This is a genomic window from Streptomyces purpureus (genome assembly GCF_014648195.1).
Lineage (GTDB): Bacteria > Actinomycetota > Actinomycetes > Streptomycetales > Streptomycetaceae > Streptomyces > Streptomyces purpureus.
Genome location: NZ_BMQQ01000001.1, coordinates 214951 through 232475, shown reverse-complemented (window position 1 = coordinate 232475; position 17525 = coordinate 214951). Strand labels below are relative to the sequence as shown.

The window sequence follows — 17525 nt, the reverse complement described above, 5'->3', positions numbered from 1 at the left end:
GAACGCCGCCCGCCGTCGGTGAGCGGCGCGCCGGGTGCGGCGAACGGTCAGCCGCGGGCGTGGCGCATGAGCAGTTCCCGCAGCTGACGGGCGTGGCGGCGGCTGACGGCGAGCTCGGCCCGGCCGACCCGTACGGTCGTCGCGCCGCCGTCCAGGCGCAGTTCGTCGATACGGCCGAGGGCGACGAGGTGGCTGCGGTGGATCCGGACGAAGCCGCGCGCCGCCCACCGCTCCTCCAGGGTGGAGAGCGGGATACGGACCAGGTGGCTGCCTTCGTCGGTGTGGAGGCGGGCGTAGTCGCCCTGCGCCTCGACGTAGGCGATGTCGCCTATCGGGACGAAACGGGTCACGCCGCCGAGTTCGACGGGGATCTGGTCGGCGGTGGTGCTGGGCGGGGCGTGAGTGGCGAGGACCTGGTCGCCGGCGCGGCGGACGGCTTCGGCGAGACGTTCGCGGCGGACGGGTTTGAGGACGTAGTCGACGGCCTTGAGGTCGAACGCCTGGACGGCGAAGCCCTCGTGGGCGGTGACGAAGACGATCGCGGGCGGACGGGCGAACCCGGCGAGGAGCTTGGCGACGTCGAGGCCGGTGAGTCCGGCCATGTGGATGTCGAGGAAGACGACGTCGATGGCGTCGTCGCCGTCGGGCCCGGCGTCGAGGGCGCGGCCGATGCGGCGCAGCGCCTCGGTGGCGTCGGTGGCTCCTTCCGCACTGCGCACCCGGGGGTCGGAGCGCAGGAGGTAGAGCAGTTCCCCGAGGGCCGGCTCTTCGTCGTCGACGGCCAGTACGCGCAGCATGCTGCGGAGTGTAGGCGCAGGCGCGTTGAGTACGCCGGGGGTGGCGTGCGTATGTGAGTGCGGGAGGAAAGGGAGACGATGAGCCTGCGGGAACGACACCGGGATGTGGCGGCGTATGCGCTGGGGGTGCTGGAGCCCGGCGACGCGTTCCGCTGCGAGGAGCATCTGGAGGGCTGTCCGCGCTGTGCGCGGTGGCTGACGGAGTTCGCCCGGCTGGAGCGGTGTCTCGCGGAGCTGAGGGAGCCGGTGCGGCCGCTCGCGCCGCCGCCTCTCACCCGGCGGGCGCGGCCGCGGCCGCGGTCACGGGCACGGCTGGTCGCGGTGGCGGCGGCGCTGATCCTCGCGATGCCTGCGGCCGGTCTCGCGCTGCGCGAGGGGGACGCCCCGACGGCCGCGTCCCGGGCGTCGGTGACCGACCCGGTCACGGGCGTCGCGGTGGCGGCCTCCTGGAGCGAGCGTCCCTGGGGCACGGATGTGGCCATGCGGGTCTCGGGTGTCGACGGGCCGCGCGTGTGCGATCTGGTGGTGGTGGGCCGCGACGGGCGGGAGCATCCCGTCATGAGCTGGTGGGTTCCGGCGCGCGGCCAGGACTCGCCGGTGGTGGAGGGCGCGACCGCGCTGCCGGCCGGGGAGATCGACCGCCTGGTGGTCCGTGAACGGGGCGGCGGGGCTCTGGTGTCGCTCACCCCGTGAGCGGGGCCCCGGGGGCTACTTCAGCAGGCGCGAGAGGCGGCGGTCGGCCAGCGGTTTGCCGCCCGTCTGGCAGGTGGGGCAGTACTGGAGCGAGGAGTCGCTGAAGGACACCTCCCGGATGGTGTCGCCGCAGACCGGGCAGGGTTCGCCGGTGCGGCCGTGGACCCGCAGGCCGCTCTTCTTCTCCGCCTTGAGGCGGCCGGCCGCCAGGCCGTGCGAGCGTTCCACCGCCTCGCGCAGGGTGGCGCGCAGGGCCTCGTACAGCGCCGTGATCTCGTCCTCGTCGAGGTTCTGCACGGGCTTGAAGGGCGACATCCGGGCGGCGTGCAGGATCTCGTCGCTGTAGGCGTTGCCGATACCCGCGATCAGGCTCTGGTCGCGCAACGCGCCCTTGAGCTGGCGCCGTTCGCCGGTCAGCAGCGCGGCGAAGGCGTCCCGGTCGAAGCCGGCGGCGAGCGGGTCGGGGCCGAGACCGGCGATGGCGGGGACCTCGGCGGGGTCGTGGACGAGATGGACGGCGAGCCGTTTGGTGGTGCCCGCCTCGGTCAGGTCGAAGCCGTCGCCGCCGGTGAGGGCCGTCCGCAGGGCGAGGGGGCCCTTGCCGGGGCGCGGCGGCCCCGACGGCAGGACGTCCTTCCACTGGAGCCAGCCCGCGCGGGCGAGATGGACGACGAGATGCAGCGGCGGGCCCTCGGCCTCCGGCCCGCCGCCCGCCGTGATGGCCAGCCACTTCCCGTACCGCGCCACGCCGGTGACCGTGCGGCCCTCGATCGCGGAGAGCGGCGGGTCGTACGTCTTGAGCACGCTGATCGCGACGGGCAGGACGCGGGCGATCTCCTTGCCGACCAGATGCTCGGCCAGGAACTCCCGCAGCGCTTCGACTTCCGGCAGTTCGGGCATGCCTCCACCCTGCCGCAGCCGCGCGGCGGCCGCGCGTTCACCGGCCTCCGTTCACCGGCCCTTGTCCACCGTCCCCTCAGCGCCGGTCGAGCCGGTCGCCCGGACGAGGGTGTCCAGCTCCTCGGCGAGCGCCGCGGCGAGGAGGTCCAGGTCGGGCACGGCCGCGCCGTCGGCGACCAGTCCGATGTGCACGTCGCCGCCGTACGGTGACATGGCGACGGCCAGGGACTGGCCGCGGGCCAGCGGCGCCATCGGGAAGAGGGCGCGCAGCGGCCTGCCGCCGAGGGAGAGGGCCGAGCGGGGCAGCGGCACGTTGGTGACCAGCAGGTCGAAGAGCATCCGGGCCGCGCCGCCCGCCAGGGGGGCGCCGAACCGGTGGGCGAGCGGCGGCAGCTGGTCGGCGAGCACGGCGAGCGCCCCGGCTCCGCGCAGCGGCCCGGCGGCCTTGTTGCGGTCCATGGCGGTGCGGACGGCCCGCAGGCGGGCCGCCGGGTCGGCCGTGGAAAGCGGCAGGTCGAGCAGGTAGGCCGAGAAGCGGTTGCCGGAGCCGGGCGGTGCGCCGGGCCGGCGGCGGGAGACGGGGACCAGGGCGCGCGGGTCGGCGGCCGGCGGACTCTCGCCGCGCTCGGCCAGCCAGCGGCGCAGTCCGCCGGCGACGGTGGCGAGGAGGACGTCGTTGGCGGTGCCTCCGGCGACGCGGCGGACGTCCCGGACGCGCTCCAGGTCGACGGTGACGGTGGCGACCGTGCGCGTACCGCTGGAGTGCGCGGCGAGCGCGGTGGCGCCCCGCTGGTCGAGGCGGCTGGCGAGGACCACGGACGCGCCGACCCCGACGGCCCGGCCGAGCTCCTCGAGCCGGGCCCGGGCGAGGTCCATCAGCCCGCGGGCGCCGGGCAGGGCGGGCGGTGCGGGGCGGGTGCGGGGGCGCCGGGGGCGGGCGGGAGGGGTACGGGCGGCGGCGATCTCGTCGAAGATCCCGGCGCCGATGGCGACGGCGCGCATCCCGTCGGCGAGGGCGTGGTGGAGTTTGACGAGGACGGCGAAGGAGCCGTCGTCGGGGCCGGTGAGGAGGTACATCTCCCAGGGCGGCCGCCCTCGTTCGAGCGGCTGTTCCATCAGCTCTCCGGCGACCCGAGCGGTCTCGGCGTCGAAGTCGCCGCCGGGCAGCCGCAGTTCCCGGACGTGGCGGTGGACGTCGAAGTCCGGGTCGGGGAACCAGGCGGCGCCGCCGACCGGCAGCAGGACGTCCCGGACGCGCATCCGCAGCCGGGGGATCGCCGCCGCCCGGGTGGCGAGCAGCTCCAGAAGGTCCACGGGCGGGGCCGCCGCGTCCGCCGGGGCGGGGGCGAAGTGGACGAGGGCGCCCAGATGCATCGGGTGGTCGGCGGATTCGAGGTGCCAGAATGCCAGGTCAAGCGGTGCGAGAAGCTCGCTGCTCAAGGGTTCCTCATGTTCTGGAGAGCGCTGGGGGACCGCAGTCAATCGGTTCCGGTCGGTTACGGTCAAGCATGGTCCATTTACGCTCAGTTAACAGATTGATTCGGGACCATGAACTCACACCACACGCATTTGCCGCTGCCGCGCGAGTCCACGCCCCATACATCGGCCAGCCGGTCGACCAGCAACAGCCCCCGCCCGGAGACCCCGGAATCGCCCGCCTCACGGCGGCGTGGCAGCGCGCTCGAGCGGTCCTCGACCTCGACGCGCAGCCGCCGCTCGGGCCCGGCGAGCATCCGCAGGGTGACGATCGCCCCGCCGTCGGTGTGCATCAGCGCGTTGGTGATCAGCTCGTCGGCGACGAGCTCGATCTCGTCGGCGCGTTCCCTGGCGCCCCAGGCCCGTACGGCCGCCCGGACCATGTGGCGCGCCGAGCTCAGCGCCTCCGGGTCGTTCTGGGCGACGTGCTGCTGGAGCCGTCCGCCGGTCTGCGGGAAGTAGGCGCCCTTGCGGCGCAGCAGCAGGATGGCCACGTCGTCGTCGCCGCCCCGGTCGTCGACCTCCTCGCACAGATGGTCGGCGAGCTCCTGGAGGTCGCGCGGGCCGCGCCGGACCAGCGCGGAGAGCCACATGGCCCCCTCGTCGAGGTCGACGCCGGGCCGTTCGACCAGTCCGTCGGTGTAGAGCAGCAGCGTCTGGCCGGGATCCATCTCGCGTGTGGTGACGGGGTAGTCGAGCCGCCCGAACTCGGCGGAGAGCCCGAGCGGCAGCCCGCCCTCGACGGGCAGCCGGCGGCAGCTGCCGTCGGTGTCCTGGAGCAGCGGCTCCACATGGCCGGCCCGGACGGCCTGCACCACCCCGGTCGTGGGGTCCGCCTCGACGTAGGTGCAGGTGGCGAAGCGGTCGGTGTCCAGTTCGTGGAGGAAGACGGAGGCGCGGGCCATGACGGTGGCCGGGGTGTGCCCCTCGGCCGCGTAGGCCCGCAGCACGATCCTCAGCTGTCCCATGACGGCGGCGGCATGGGTGTCATGGCCCTGGACGTCGCCGATGACCGCGCCGACCCGGCCGCCGGGGAGCGGGATGATGTCGTACCAGTCGCCGCCGATGTCCTGGCCGAGCCGGGCCGAGCGGTAGCGGACGGCGATGTGGGCGCCGGGCACGTCGGGGATGCGGCGCGGCAGCATCGCCTGCTGGAGCCCTTCGGCGAGGTCGTGCTCCTGCTCGAAGAGCATGGCGCGCTGGAGGCTCTGCGCGATGCTGCTGCCGAGGGCGACGAGGACGTTGCGCTCGTCGTCGGTGAAGCCGTTCTTGTCGCTGTAGAGGAGCCCGAGCGCGCCGATGGGGCGGGCCTGGGCGATCAGCGGCAGGTAGGCGGCGGCGGTGATGCCGAGCCCGCTGATGTGCGGCCACAGCACCGGATAGGACTCGGCGAACTCCTCGGCGGACTCGATGAAGCGGGGCGTGAGGGTCCTGACGACCTCGCTCATCGGGTACTCCTCGTCCACCCGGGTGAAGCGGGTGCCCGGGACGAACGCCCCTTGGGGGCCCTCGGCGACCAGATGGATCCGGCCGGACTCCATGAGCCCCATGACCAGGCTCGTGGCGCCGAAGTGGGCGAGACCGTGCGAGTCGTTCAGCAGGTCGATGATGTCCTGGACGGTACGGGCGTGGGCGAGGGCGGCCGTGGTCGACTCGACGACGCTGGTCCGGCGGCGGCGCTCCTCGTCGAGCCCGAGCCGGGCGGCCGAGTCGGCCAGCTCGCGGGCCGCGTCCCGGACGATGCCGATGATCCGCCGCGGGCGGCCGGTCTCGTCGCGCCGGATGATCCCCTGCGTGTGGGTCCAGCGCAGCTGCCCGTCCCTGCGGCGCACCCGGAAGTACGCCCCGTAGTGGGTGCTGCCGTCCTTGAGCGCCTGCGTGACCATCGCGTCCAGGCGTCTGCCCTCGTCGGGGGTGACGCGGGGGCCGAGGCTGGTGGGACGGCCGTCGAAGTCGGCGGGGTCCATGTCGAAGACCGCGAGGGCGCCCGCGTCCACGTCGAGCAGTCCGGTGTCCAGGTCCCAGTCGAAGGTGCCCATGCGGAACTCGGCCGCGTACCGCGCGAGGAAGCAGCAGTCCGCGGCCCCAGGCGTGTCGCAGCGGCACAGCCCGGCCGGCCCGGCGCCCGCTCTGCCCGCGTCCATGGCCCCACGCTAGGCCGAGGCAGGCCCCTTCGCCTCACGGGCCGCGGCGTCAGCCCTCGAAGGTCGAGGGTCCTTCCGGGATCTCACCGGGGACCTGAGGGATGTCGTACGGCGGCTCCTCCGGCTCGGAGGGCAGCAGGTCCTCGGGCAGCGGCTCGACGGGCGGCTGCGGCGGGACGTCCGGACCGTCCGGCGAGCGGCCCGGGGAACGGTCCGGAGTGCGCCCCGGGGACGAGTCTGCGTCGGCGGACCGGCCCGGGGCGGTGGGGCTGGCGGACCTACGGGGGCTCTCGGGGGTGCGCGGGGCGTCAGGGGTCGGTGAGGCGGCCGGGGAGCGGGGGCCGGTCAGATGGCATTCGTCGGGACCGCACGGCGGGTCCTCGGCCGGTCGGGTGTCCGCCTCCCCCCCGGTGCCGGTCTTGCGCTCCATCCAGCTGTTGTCGGCCGTGTTCACGATCACCAGCCGGTTGACGATCGCCCGGGTGGGCGTGATCACCACGACCTGGCCGGGCTGGTAGCCGGGCCACGGCCGCCCCTGGGCCGCGCCCGGGACGGCGACCGGGCTGCGCAGCGGGTTGCCGCAGGCGCACCGGACGCGGGGCGTTCCGTACTGGTCGACCAGGACGGCCGTACCTGCCTGGAGCACCGCCTGATAGGAGGTGGCGGCCCCGTCGCGGTAGCCGTGGCCGGTGACGCGGGTGTCGACGCGCAGGGTGACGGGGGTGAGCCCGCGCAGCCAGTCGGCGACGGCGGCGTCGCCGATCCCGGCGCTCCGGGCGAACGCGCCGGCCTTGGCGGTGTCCCCCGCGAGCAGACGCACCTGCTTCTCGATATCGCAGCTGCCCCGGGCGCGCGTACCGCCGTAGATGCCGGGCGTGGCGCCGCTGACGGCCCGCATCGCGGGGGCGGCGTCCGGGCGCGCGGCGCCGGTCGCCGGGGGCGGTGTCTTCGGCGGCGGGGCGGGGACGCCGACCGTGGAGGCGGTGAAGGGGTCGGGACCAGGGACCGTGGCGGGCTGGAGGGTGACGGCGTCGGGGTCGGCGGCCGTCCCGGCGTCGCTGCCGCCGTCGCCGCAGCCGGCCAGGAGGGTTCCGGCGGCTGCCAGGGCCGCGAGCACGGTGCGCCGACGGTGCGTCGATGAGGCCACCAGAATCTCCCGCCTTCCGCCCCGAGTGGTCCCTCCCATCTGTGCCGGATCGCCCTTGAGCGCGCAAACGGAACGCTCCCCGAACCGCCACTTGAACACGTTCAAGAAACCCTCTACGCTCGCCGTGACGCGAATTGAACGCGTTCAAGGAGGGGGGGTGTGCGGTGACCGTGCTGGTCGGCCTCATCGTGATGACCGGGATGCTGGTGATCGTCCCGGCGGGGCTCGCCCTGATGGAGGTGCGCGGGCTCTGCGCCATCCGGAGGCTCTGGCCGCTCGGCGCCGTGCCGGGAGCCGTCGCCCTGTGGCTGCCGCGCGGCCCCCTCGCCACCACGCTCGCCGTGCTCTACGCGCTGGCCACCCTGGCCCTCGCGCTGTACGCACCGGTCCACCTGGCCCGTACGCTGCGCGGGCCCGGTGCGCTCGGGCGCGCCTCGGCCGAGACCGCGCTGCTCACTGCCCTGGTCACACCGTCCGTCGCCGCCCTGGCGCTGGTCGCGGAGCGCTCGGGGCAACAGCTGCTCGGCTTCGACCTGGAGATCCTGGCGCTGACCGTGCCGCACTTCCACTTCGCCGGCTTCGCCGCCGCGCTGGTGGCGGGGCTCGTCTGCCGGGCCGCCGACGGCCCCGCCGCCCGGTTCGCCGCGCTCAGCGTGCCGCTCGGCACCCTCCTCGTCCTCGTCGGCTACTTCGTCGACGACTGGACCGAACTGGCCGGCGCGCTCGTGCTGACCGCCGGGATGTGGGCCGTCGCACGGGTGACCTGGCGCGACATCCGTACCCCGGAGGCCGGGCGGCTCACCGGCGGCCTGCTCGCCGTCTCGTCCGTCGTGCTGGTGGCGACCATGCTGCTCGCCCTGAGCTGGGCGCTCGGCGAGGCCACCGGACTGCCCCACCCCACCCTGACCTGGATGGCCGCCACCCACGGCCTCGGCAACGCCCTCGGCTTCGCGCTCTGTTCGGTGCTGGCCTGGCGACGACTCAAGGAGACAGCGCAATGACCCGACTCCTGCGCGACTCGGCGACCACACCCGCCCCGCGCGTACTCAGCTACCCCGAGGTCGGCGCCACCGCCACCGCCCCGCTCCCCGGCAGCTACCACCACCTGCACCACATGGTCCGCGTCGGCCACGGACGGGACGTCTTCGAGGCCGCCGGCGGGGCTGTCCTGACCTGGCAGATGCACCGCCGCTCGGGAGTCCGGATAGACACCGGCGTGGAGCGCGCCGAACCGGGCGCCACGCTTGAGGTCTCGCTCGGCCTCGGCCCTCTGCGCGTCGCCGCCCCCTGCGAGGTGGTGTGGATCGCGTACGAGGGCAACCGCATCGGGTTCGCGTACGGGACGAGGACCGGGCACCCGGAGTGCGGCGAGGAGTCGTTCGTCGTGGACCTGATGGAGGACGGCTCGGTCTGGTTCACGGTGACCGCGTTCAGCAGGCCCGCCGCCTGGTACACGCGCCTCGCCGGACCGCTGGTGCCGGTGTTCCAGCACGCCTACGCCCGGCATCTGGGCCGGACCCTCACCCGGATCGCCACGCGCTGACCGGTGAGGCCGCGACGCCGGGACGGGGCGGGAGCCGCCCGCGATACTGGAGCTGATGGAGTGGTTCACCGCCCCCGAGTACTGGCTGAGCCGGATCGTCTTCCAGCGGGCTCTCGCCGGCCTCTACCTCGTCGCCTTCATCGGCGCCGCGCTCCAGTTCCGGGCCCTGATCGGTGAGCGCGGCATGCTGCCGGTGCCGCGGTACCTGCGCCTGGTCCCCGCCCGGCGGGCGCCGACGCTCTTCCAATGGCACTACTCGGACCGCTTCTTCGCGCTCTGCGCCTGGGGCGGCGCGGCCGTGGCGCTCGCCCTGGTCGCGGGCGCCGGTGACGCGGTGCCACTGCCGGTGGCGATGCTGCTGTGGGCCGTGCTGTGGGGGCTCTATCTCTCGATCGTCAACGTCGGCCAGACCTGGTACGGCTTCGGCTGGGAGTCACTGCTCCTGGAGACCGGTTTCCTGGCGATCTTCCTCGGCAACGAGCGGGTGGGGCCGCCGGTCCTGGTGCTCTGGCTGCTGCGCTGGCTGCTGTTCCGGGTGGAGTTCGGCGCCGGACTGATCAAGCTGCGCGGCGATCCCTGCTGGCGCGACCTCACCTGCCTCTACTACCACCACGAGACCCAGCCGATGCCGGGGCCGCTGAGCTGGTTCTTCCACCATCTGCCGCGCCCCCTGCACCGCGTGGAGACGGCCGCCAACCACATGGTCCAGATCCTCGTCCCGGTCCTGCTCTTCACCCCGCAGCCGGTGGCGAGCGTCGCGGCCGGCGTGATCGTGGTGACCCAGCTGTGGCTGGTCCTCTCCGGCAACTTCTCCTGGCTGAACTGGCTCACGATCGTGCTCGCCCTGTCCGCCGTCGACGCCTCCTTCCTGGTCACCGCCCCCGCCCTCGCCGGCCCACCGCTCTGGTACGTGGTCCTGGTCTGCGCCCTCACCGCGCTGATCCTCACCCTGAGCTACCGCCCGGCGCGCAATCTGGTCTCCCGGCGGCAGGCGATGAACCGCTCCTTCGACCCGCTCCACCTCGTCAACACCTACGGCGCCTTCGGCACCGTCGGCCGGATCCGCGACGAGATCGTCATCGAGGGCTCGGCGGACGCGGCGCCCGGCCCCGACACGGTCTGGCGGGAGTACGAGTTCAAGGGCAAACCGGGCGATGTACGGCGTATGCCGCGCCAGTTCGCCCCGTACCACCTACGACTCGACTGGATGATGTGGTTCGCCGCCCTCTCCCCCGGCTACGCCCGCGACTGGTTCGGGCCGTTCGTCGAGCGGCTGCTCGACGGGGACCGGGACACCCTGAAGCTACTGCGGCACAACCCCTTCCCGGACGCCCCGCCCGTGCTGATCCGGGCGCGGCTCTACCGCTACCGCTACACGACTTGGCGTGAGCTGCGCGCCACCGGAGCCTGGTGGCACCGGACGTATCTGCGGGACTACCTGCCCACCACCCGGCTGCGGACCCCGGCCGACCGCTGACCGGCCGCCACCCCGCTCCCGCGTCACCGGCGATTCTCACTCCAACGGCCGAGCCGTCCGGCGTGTCGCGACGGGCCGGTCGGGGCCCCGGAAAACCCCCGTCCGGCCCCGTTTCGGCGGCCACCCCGTACTTCCGGAAGTGTGTCCGGATTGCACCCCAGACGTGGGCCCCATCGAGCGGGTGCATGCTCATTTGGTTACTCTGGGGCGTACGGTCGGCCAACGGGGATCCACAAAAACCCCAGATCCGACCCGGGGACAGGCCTTCAACCGGGCCGCGGTCCCGCCCGAAGAACGGCGCCACCGCGACCGAACGGCCCTGTCCACTTAGGTACGCGACACAAAGGAGTGCGCGGTGACACCAGAACTGACCCAGCAGGAGCAGCCGGCGGAACGCCGGGACCGGAACAAGAAGCCTTCCGGTGAACTCGGCAGCCTCGAAGTGTGGGCCAGGTCCGCCCCGATCCGGCTGGCCGGCTACGAGGAGGACCTCGCCGAGCCGCACATCCTGCCCGGCATCGACTGAGTCGCTCGCTTCACCCACGTGCCCCCGGCCGTCGTCACGGCCGGGGGCACGGGTGTGTCCGGGGAGCCCTGGGGGCTACCAGTTGGCGGGGGCGTAGTCCTTGAGGAAGCAGCCGTAGAGGTCCTCGCCCGCCTCGCCGCGCACCACGGGGTCGTAGACGCGGGCGGCGCCGTCGACCAGGTCGAGCGGGGCGTGGAAGCCCTCCTCGGCCAGGCGGAGCTTGTCGAAGTGGGGACGCTCGTCGGTGATCCAGCCGGTGTCGACGGAGGTCATGAGGATGCCGTCGGTCTGGAACATCTCCTGGGCGCTGGTCCGCGTCACCATGTTCATGGCGGCCTTCGCGGCGTTGGTGTTCGGGTGCCCCGCGCCCTTGTAGCCGCGGCCGAAGACACCCTCCATCGCCGAGACGTTGACGACGTAGGCGCGCCCGCTGGCCGCCTTCTTCGCGGCGTCGGCCATGACCGGCCGCAACATGCTGATCAGGATGAACGGCGCCGTGTAGTTGCACAGCTGGGTTTCGAGCAGCTCGACGGGCGAGATCTGCTCGATGGTCTGCACCCAGGTGTTGGACTCGACGACGTCCGGCACGAGGCCGCCCGCGTCGATGGCGCTGCCGTCGCGGTGCCGCTCGACGCTCGCGTTGCCGGCGACCAGGGCGAGATCGGCGACCTTCTGCGCGTCCAGACCGCTGGCCCCGAGGGGCAGCGCGGCCAGGCCGTCGACCGCGCCGGAGTTGAAGGCGCCGATGACGTGGTGGGCGGGCAGCTCGCCGACGGGCAGCGGGGCGCTCTCGCCCTCGACCAGGGCGGCGTAGGCGGAGGGCAGGCGGCGCACGGTCTGCGTCGCGTTGTTGATGAGGATGTCCAGCGGGCCCTGCTCGGTGACCTGCTCGGCCAGGGCGACCGCCTGCGCCGGGTCGCGCAGGTCGATGCCGACGACCTCCAGGCGGTGCATCCAGTCCGCCGAGTCCTCCATGGCCTTGAAGCGGCGGATGGCGTCCTTGGGGAAGCGGGTCGTGATCGTGGTGTGGGCGCCGTCGCGCAGCAGCCGCAGCGCGATGTACATGCCGATCTTCGCGCGGCCGCCGGTGAGCAGCGCGCGCTTGCCGGTGAGGTCGGTGCGGGCGTCGCGCCGGGCCCGGTTCTCGGCGGCGCAGCCCTGGCAGAGCTGGTGGTAGAAGTAGTCGACCTCGACGTACCGCGTCTTGCAGATGTAGCAGGACCGGGGGCGCTGGAGTATCCCCGCGATCTGGCCGGCCTCGGTGACCGAGGAGGGCAGCAGGCCCTCGGTCTCGTCGTCGATGCGCTGGGCGGAGCCGGTGGCGGTGGACTCGGTGACGGCCTTGTCGTGGGCGGTCTTGGCGGCCCGGCGCTCCTGGCGGCGGCGCTGCTTCACGGTCCGGTAGATGCCGGCGGTGGCACGCCGGACGGTGATCGCGTCGGGGTGGTCCACGTCCAGCTCGTCGAGCTCCGCGAGCACGCTCAGGCAGACGGCCAGGCGCTCGGGGTCGATACCCGGCCCGTACACCTGGTTGTCTTCAGTCACCGTCATGCCGTCGCCGTTCCTCGGTCACTCGAATGGTCACGTTTCAAAAGTGAAACTGTACGGAGCCGAGGGCGTCTGTCCAAACCCGTGCTGGTCAGGCGGGTGCTGCGGGCCGGGTGGGCGGCCGGTCGAACACGCAGTCGCCGCAGAGCGAACCGCCGGGGCAGCGGTAGTAGAGGCAGCAGCTGGTACGGCGCAGCGCGGGGCCCCGGACCGTACCGGCGAGGTCCGGGTGGGCGAAGAGCTCGCGGGCGAGGTCCGCGGCGCGGCGGGCCACCTCGGGGCGGCCCTGGGCCTGGGACCAGCGGGCCAGTTCGCGTACGGCTCCGGCGAGGGCGGAGCCCACGTTGCCCCACAGCAGGCGGGCGGAGACGGCGCCGTCGCGGCGCAGGGCCTCGGCGAGCGGGGCGAGGTGGCCGTCCCGCACGGCCGCGCGGAGTTCGTCGGCGGTGCCGGGCCGGGCGGCGGAGCCGGACCACCACAGGTCGTCGGGGGAGGTGTGCCGGCCGTCCCAGTGCAGGGTGTCGGGGGTGATGTCGGGGAAGGAGCCGTGCAGCGCGGCCGAGCCGAGGCAGACCGACCAGAGGCGGGCGGTGAGGCCGAGCTGGGCGACGGAGGCGCCCACCCGGCGTTCGGCGGCGCCGAGGCGGGCGGCGACCCGGTCCACGCGGGCGCCGAGCGCGGCCGGTGGCCGCTGGGCGTAGACCTCGGCGAGGGGCAGGTGCGCCCCGCCTTCGGGCTGCTCGGTCCGCAGGGCGAAGAACCCTCCCACGGACCCCGTCTCCGCCAGCTCCACCTCGCGCACCCGCGCCCCTTCCGGAAGTCAACAGTCCCCAATGGTCCGGCAATTGCCGAACAAAAACCATCTGATCGAACGCGCGATCCACCAGAGGCTTGCCGGGTGAATAGTCGCAGCCGACGCTCCGTGCTGACCATGACCGCCGCGGCCCTCACGGCCGCCGTACCCGCCGCCCGCGCCGCCACCCCCGCGCAGCCGGCACCGCCATCCCCGGCCTCGGCCGCTGGTGCCGGGACCTTGTCCTCCACTCCCACCACTCCTGTGAGCCCCGGCCGGGCGCTCACCCTGCTGCAGGCCGGAAACGCCCGCTACGCGGCTCTGCGCCAGGCGCATCCGCACCTGGACGCGGCCCGCCGCAAGGAGGTCGCGACGGCGCAGCATCCGTTCGCCGTCGTCCTCGGCTGCCTCGACTCCCGCGTCCCGCCCGAGCTCGTCTTCGACCAGGGGCTCGGGGACCTGATGACCGTACGGACCGCGGGCCAGGCCCTCGACGACGCCGTGCTCGGCAGCATCCAGTACGCCGTACAGGTCAAGCACATCAAGCTCGTCGTCGTCCTCGGCCACGAGCGCTGCGGGGCGGCCGAGGCGGCGGTCGAGTACGTCCGCACCGGCATACCCGCCGAGGGCCCTCTCGCCGAGATCGTCGAGCAGATGGCCCCGGCCGCGCGCGAGGCCCGGCACCTGCCGGGCGACTGGGTGGAGAACACCGTGCGGGCCAACGTGGCCCGCGTCCAGGAGGAGCTGGCCTCCGACTCCACCTTCGACGGCGCGCTGGTGGTAGGGGCCCGGTTCGACCTGGACACCGGCCATGTGACCTTCGAACCGTCGTCGCACCACCGCCGGGCGTAGTCCCGTAGTCCTATGGCAGTACGCCCCGACGCCACCTCAGGGACGACGACGCGGGAGCGCCCCACGCGTCACAGTTGACGCATGAGCCCCCTCGCGCTGTCCGTACTCCTGTCACTGGTCTCCGCGGTCGCCTATGCGGCCGCGGCGATCGTGCAGGAGCGCGTGGCGGCCTCCGCCGCCAGTGCCTACGCGCCCGTGCGCAGCGGCGCCTGGTGGGTGTCGGTGCTGCTCAACGGGGTGGGCGCGGTGCTGCATGTGGCCGCGCTCGCGTATGGACCGCTGAGTCTCGTCCAGCCGCTCGGCGCCCTGACAATCGTGTTCGCGCTGCCGATGGCGGCGCTGTTCGCCGGGCGCCGGGCGGGCTCCACCGCCTGGCGCGGCGCCGTGACGGCCACGGTCGGCCTGGCCGGTCTGCTCGCCCTCACCGGCGGCTCGCAGGCGCTCTCCCTGCCCGGCGGGGACCGGCTGACGCTGGCCGCCTGCGCCTTCGGCGCGGTGGCCGCCCTCTTCCTGACCGCGGCCCGGATCAGCAGGCCGGTGGTCCGGGGCATGGTCCTGGCCGCGGCGGCGGGCATCTCCTTCGGTCTCGCCTCGGTCTTCACCAAGATCGTGGCGACGGACTTCACGTTGGACGCCCCGCTGGGCGAGTGGCCGGCCATGCTCGCGACCGCCGGGTTCGCCGTGGGCGGTCTGCTGCTCTCGCAGGCCTCCTACCGGGGCGCGGGGCTGGCGGCCCCGCTGGCCACGGTCACGGTGGTCAACCCCGTCGTGGCGGCCACGATCGGGCTGACGCTCTTCGGCGAGGACTTCCGGTTCGGGGCCGCGGGCACCGCGATCGCCGTGTGCTTCGGTGTCGTCGCCGCGGGCGGACTGGTCCTGCTCACCACCCAGCGCCCGGTCCCGGTCGCCGCACCGCCGCGGCCGGACAGCGGTCAGGACGCCGCCCGGCCGGCCGGGCCCGCGCGGCCGCTGGCCGCGTCAGAGGGAGACGCCCCCCGACCGGAGGTAGGAGAGCGGGTCGATGTCGGACCCGTATCCGGGTCCCGTGCGCACCTCGAAGTGCAGGTGCGGTCCCGAGCTGTTGCCGGTGGATCCTGACCGGGCGATCCGCTGCCCGCTGCCCACGGTCTGACCCTCCCGCACGTTCATCGCGGACAGGTGGGCGTACTGGCTGTAGCGGCCGTCGTCGTGGCGGATGATGATCTGGTACCCGTAGGCGCCGCCCCAGCCCGCCGAGACGACCCGGCCCGCGGCCACGGCCATGACGGAGGTGCCGGTGGGCACGGGGAAGTCGACACCCGTGTGGTAGCCGCTCGACCAGGACGAACCCGCCTTGCGGTACGGCGTGCCGATGCTCGCGGACACCGGGGCGCTGAAGCCGGCCTGCTGGGTGTCGCGCGGCTTGGAGACGGGCTTGGTGACGGGTTTGGCGGGCCTGGCCGGCGGTTTGGCGGCCGGCTTGGTCACCGGCTTCGCCGCGGGACGGACGGCCGGGCGGGCGGCGGGCCGGGCCTGGGTGGGCGGCTTCGCTGTCGTCTTCGGGCGTTCCTTCGACGCGGTGACCGGCGGACGGGGGGCGGAGATTCGCAGGGTCAGCTTCTGGCCGGGGTGGATCAGGTCCGGGTCGTCCCCGACGACGGTGCGGTTCGCCTCGTACAGCGCCTTCCAGCCGCCGCCGACCCGCTTGGCCTGCGCGATGCCGGAGAGGGAGTCGCCCGGCGCGACGGTGTAGCTCTCGCGGACGGTCGGCACAGTGGTCGGGGTCGCCGGCGGGGTCTTGGCGACGGGCCTGGTGGGCGCCTTGGGGGCGGGCTTGGACGGCGCCTTGGGCGCGCCGCCGCGCTGCGACTGCTTGCCCACGCCGTCGCGCTGGTGCGGGGCGATGTCGGGCGAGTCCCCGCCCCGGGTGAGTCCCGCCCGTACCGAACACGTCGGCCAGGCGCGCGGCCCCTGCCCCTTGAGCACCTTCTCGGCGATCGCGATCTGCTGGTCCTTGGAGGCGAGATCGGCGCGCGGCGCGTAGTGCGTACCGCCGTACTGCTCCCAGGTCGACTGGCTGAACTGAAGGCCGCCGTAGTAGCCGTTGCCGGTGTTGATCTGCCAGTTGTTGGTGGATTCGCAGGCGGCGACCTTCTCCCACACGTCGACCGACGCGGCGTGCGCGGTACCGGCCCCGATCAGCGGCAGCGCCATACCCGCGCCGCCCGCCGTGACGGTGAGCGAAGCCCGGTTGATGCGGCTCGGCTGGTACCGGCGGTGTCGTCCGGCCATGGGCCCCCCTTGGTGCGGTTCCACATTCAGCAGCCGCCAAAAATATTGGCTGGGAACCGGCGACGACAAGAGGGCGGACAGCCACTCAAACCCCTATGGATTTCGGCCAGTTGACGGAATTGGGAATTCCGTCGAGCCGATTTCCCGGATAAATGAGCGATAAACATTTATACGGGTGAAACATAGGTTCCGACATGTCGGGTATGGGTTTTGTATGACTACACCGAGCGCACTCCAGGACCTGGCCGTAGAGCTCGCGGCCAGGGAGCTTCTGCACGGCCTCGGCCAGTTCATCGCGGGTGTCGCCATCACGGCCATGCTGATCGGCGCGGTCTGGCTCGGCATGCGCAAACGGCGCCAGGAGCTGCCGGTGCCGCGCCCCGAGGAGCAACCGCATCCCCCCGATCACCAGACCCATATCGAGGAGTCCGGCAGCCACGCCGAGACGGAGTTCCCGCACGACGGCCGGCGGCTGATGCCCTACGAGCTACGTGGCCACGGCAACGAAGTACCCCACGAGACGCACCCCGACCACCCGGACAGCCCGGGGAACAAGCAGCAGTCGGCGTAAGGCGCGCCTGTACGGGCGGACCGGCCCCGGTGCCCGGGGCCGGTCCGGCGTACTCGCGGCAGGTCAGCCCCAATCCCTGTCGACCTCGAAGCAGTAGTCGCGTACGTCGAGGACGCGGTCGTCCGCGTCCAGGAGCGAGGCGTGGACGTCGTACCGCCCCTGCGCCCGGCGCCCGCTCGGGATCCGCTCCGGCGGCAGGGCGAGCTCGTAAGGGCCGCCCTGGCGGAAGTCACCGAGGTGCACCTCGCGGCGGCTGATCTCGGCCCCTTCCATCTCCCGTACGTCCAGGACGCGCAGCCCGGTGACCGACGGGCCGGTCACCTCGAATCTGATCACCACACGGCACTCCACGCCTTCCTTGAGCACGAACGGCTTCTCGACGGCGGCGGCGCCCGGCGAGGGCAGCGGCACCGAGATCTCCTCATGGATGGTGAACTGCAGATCCAAGCCGAGGAGCTGGACGGTCCGGCCGTCCGCGACCTGTTCCGGCGCGGTCGGCGCGCCGGCTCCGGCATTGCTCATGACAAGTCCTCTCAGGCCTGCGCAGCTCGGTCGCTCACGGGCTCGCGGGAGGCGGGGAGGGCTGCGGCTGGGGCTCCGGGCCGCCCGGGTCGGGGGTGGGCAGCGGCGGGGGTTCCGGCGGCTGCGGAATCGGGTCCGGCGGGGTCGGCGGGGGCCCCGGCTTCGGTCCGGGCGCCGGGCTGGGCGGGGGCGGCTCCGGCACCGGCGGCGGGGTCGGCGGCACCGGCCCCGGCGTCGGCGGCGGCGGCACAGGGCCGGGCCCGGG

General features: G+C 73.6%; 17 protein-coding genes. 8 read left to right on the top strand and 9 right to left on the bottom strand.

The features are described 5' to 3' along the window. Positions 1-47: 47 nt before the first annotated feature. A complete protein-coding gene (locus IEZ01_RS01030) occupies positions 48-962 on the bottom strand; it encodes a LytR/AlgR family response regulator transcription factor (RefSeq protein WP_506417154.1) in 915 nt (304 codons plus the stop codon). Here IEZ01_RS01030 and IEZ01_RS01025 point away from each other — a divergent pair. Continuing rightward, a complete protein-coding gene (locus IEZ01_RS01025) occupies positions 876-1490 on the top strand; it encodes a zf-HC2 domain-containing protein (RefSeq protein ID WP_189199331.1) in 615 nt (204 codons plus the stop codon). The genes IEZ01_RS01030 and IEZ01_RS01025 overlap by 87 nt on opposite strands. A 15-nt stretch (positions 1491-1505) precedes the next feature. On the opposite strand, the gene IEZ01_RS01020 is transcribed toward IEZ01_RS01025, so the two are convergent. From IEZ01_RS01020 to IEZ01_RS01005, 4 genes are all read right to left on the bottom strand, one after another. Further along, positions 1506-2390 carry an Fpg/Nei family DNA glycosylase gene (locus IEZ01_RS01020; RefSeq protein ID WP_019890841.1) on the bottom strand — a complete coding sequence of 295 codons (885 nt, stop codon included), beginning with the start codon at positions 2388-2390 and terminating at the stop codon, positions 1506-1508. A 51-nt stretch (positions 2391-2441) separates the two neighbouring features. Beyond that, the gene (locus IEZ01_RS01015; protein WP_189199329.1) at positions 2442-3830 is read right to left on the bottom strand and encodes a wax ester/triacylglycerol synthase family O-acyltransferase; all 1389 of its coding nucleotides are present in this window, start codon (positions 3828-3830) and stop codon (positions 2442-2444) included. Between the two features lie 83 nt (positions 3831-3913). Continuing rightward, a complete protein-coding gene (locus IEZ01_RS01010; protein ID WP_229832652.1) occupies positions 3914-5905 on the bottom strand; it encodes a SpoIIE family protein phosphatase in 1992 nt (663 codons plus the stop codon). 154 nt (positions 5906-6059) lie between these two features. Next, a complete protein-coding gene (locus IEZ01_RS01005) occupies positions 6060-7157 on the bottom strand; it encodes a DUF6777 domain-containing protein (RefSeq protein WP_019890837.1) in 1098 nt (365 codons plus the stop codon). Between the two features lie 164 nt (positions 7158-7321). Between IEZ01_RS01005 and IEZ01_RS01000 the strand changes: the two genes are divergently transcribed. The 4 genes from IEZ01_RS01000 (at position 7322) to IEZ01_RS00985 (ending at position 10703) form a co-directional block, all read left to right on the top strand. Further along, positions 7322-8158: a YndJ family protein gene (locus IEZ01_RS01000; protein WP_189199325.1), complete on the top strand. Its 837-nt coding sequence runs from the start codon at positions 7322-7324 to the stop codon at positions 8156-8158. Then, positions 8155-8700, top strand: coding sequence for a DUF1990 domain-containing protein (locus IEZ01_RS00995; RefSeq protein WP_189199323.1), 546 nt, complete (start codon positions 8155-8157; stop codon positions 8698-8700). The genes IEZ01_RS01000 and IEZ01_RS00995 overlap by 4 nt, the downstream gene beginning before the upstream one ends. Before the next feature lie 55 nt (positions 8701-8755). Further along, positions 8756-10177, top strand: coding sequence for a lipase maturation factor family protein (locus IEZ01_RS00990; protein ID WP_019890834.1), 1422 nt, complete (start codon positions 8756-8758; stop codon positions 10175-10177). 355 nt (positions 10178-10532) lie between these two features. Then, the gene (locus tag IEZ01_RS00985) at positions 10533-10703 is read left to right on the top strand and encodes a hypothetical protein (protein WP_019890833.1); all 171 of its coding nucleotides are present in this window, start codon (positions 10533-10535) and stop codon (positions 10701-10703) included. A gap of 75 nt (positions 10704-10778) precedes the next feature. On the opposite strand, the gene IEZ01_RS00980 is transcribed toward IEZ01_RS00985, so the two are convergent. After that, entirely contained in the window at positions 10779-12254 is a 1476-nt protein-coding gene (locus tag IEZ01_RS00980; protein WP_189199321.1) for an SDR family NAD(P)-dependent oxidoreductase, read from the bottom strand. 88 nt (positions 12255-12342) lie between these two features. After that, positions 12343-13044 carry an IucA/IucC family C-terminal-domain containing protein gene (locus IEZ01_RS00975; protein ID WP_189199820.1) on the bottom strand — a complete coding sequence of 234 codons (702 nt, stop codon included), beginning with the start codon at positions 13042-13044 and terminating at the stop codon, positions 12343-12345. Positions 13045-13149: 105 nt separating this feature from the next. Here IEZ01_RS00975 and IEZ01_RS00970 point away from each other — a divergent pair, with 105 nt between their 5' ends. Then, positions 13150-13896 carry a carbonic anhydrase gene (locus tag IEZ01_RS00970; protein WP_229832564.1) on the top strand — a complete coding sequence of 249 codons (747 nt, stop codon included), beginning with the start codon at positions 13150-13152 and terminating at the stop codon, positions 13894-13896. Between the two features lie 81 nt (positions 13897-13977). Then, positions 13978-14994 (top strand): DMT family transporter, encoded by a 1017-nt coding sequence (locus IEZ01_RS00965; RefSeq protein ID WP_019890828.1) that lies wholly within the window; start codon positions 13978-13980, stop codon positions 14992-14994. On the opposite strand, the gene IEZ01_RS00960 is transcribed toward IEZ01_RS00965, so the two are convergent. After that, complete coding sequence (locus IEZ01_RS00960; RefSeq protein ID WP_189199319.1) at positions 14875-16167, bottom strand: transglycosylase family protein; 1293 nt, start codon at positions 16165-16167, stop codon at positions 14875-14877. The two genes, IEZ01_RS00965 and IEZ01_RS00960, sit on opposite strands and share 120 nt — an antisense overlap. A 214-nt stretch (positions 16168-16381) precedes the next feature. On the opposite strand from IEZ01_RS00960, the gene IEZ01_RS00955 reads away from it, so the two are divergent. Next, on the top strand, positions 16382-16738 hold the full coding sequence (locus IEZ01_RS00955) for a DUF6479 family protein (protein WP_019890826.1): 357 nt from the start codon (positions 16382-16384) through the stop codon (positions 16736-16738). Between the two features lie 63 nt (positions 16739-16801). Here IEZ01_RS00955 and IEZ01_RS00950 read toward each other — a convergent pair whose 3' ends face one another. Next, complete coding sequence (locus IEZ01_RS00950; protein WP_019890825.1) at positions 16802-17260, bottom strand: rho GDP-dissociation inhibitor; 459 nt, start codon at positions 17258-17260, stop codon at positions 16802-16804. Positions 17261-17525 lie beyond the last annotated feature (265 nt).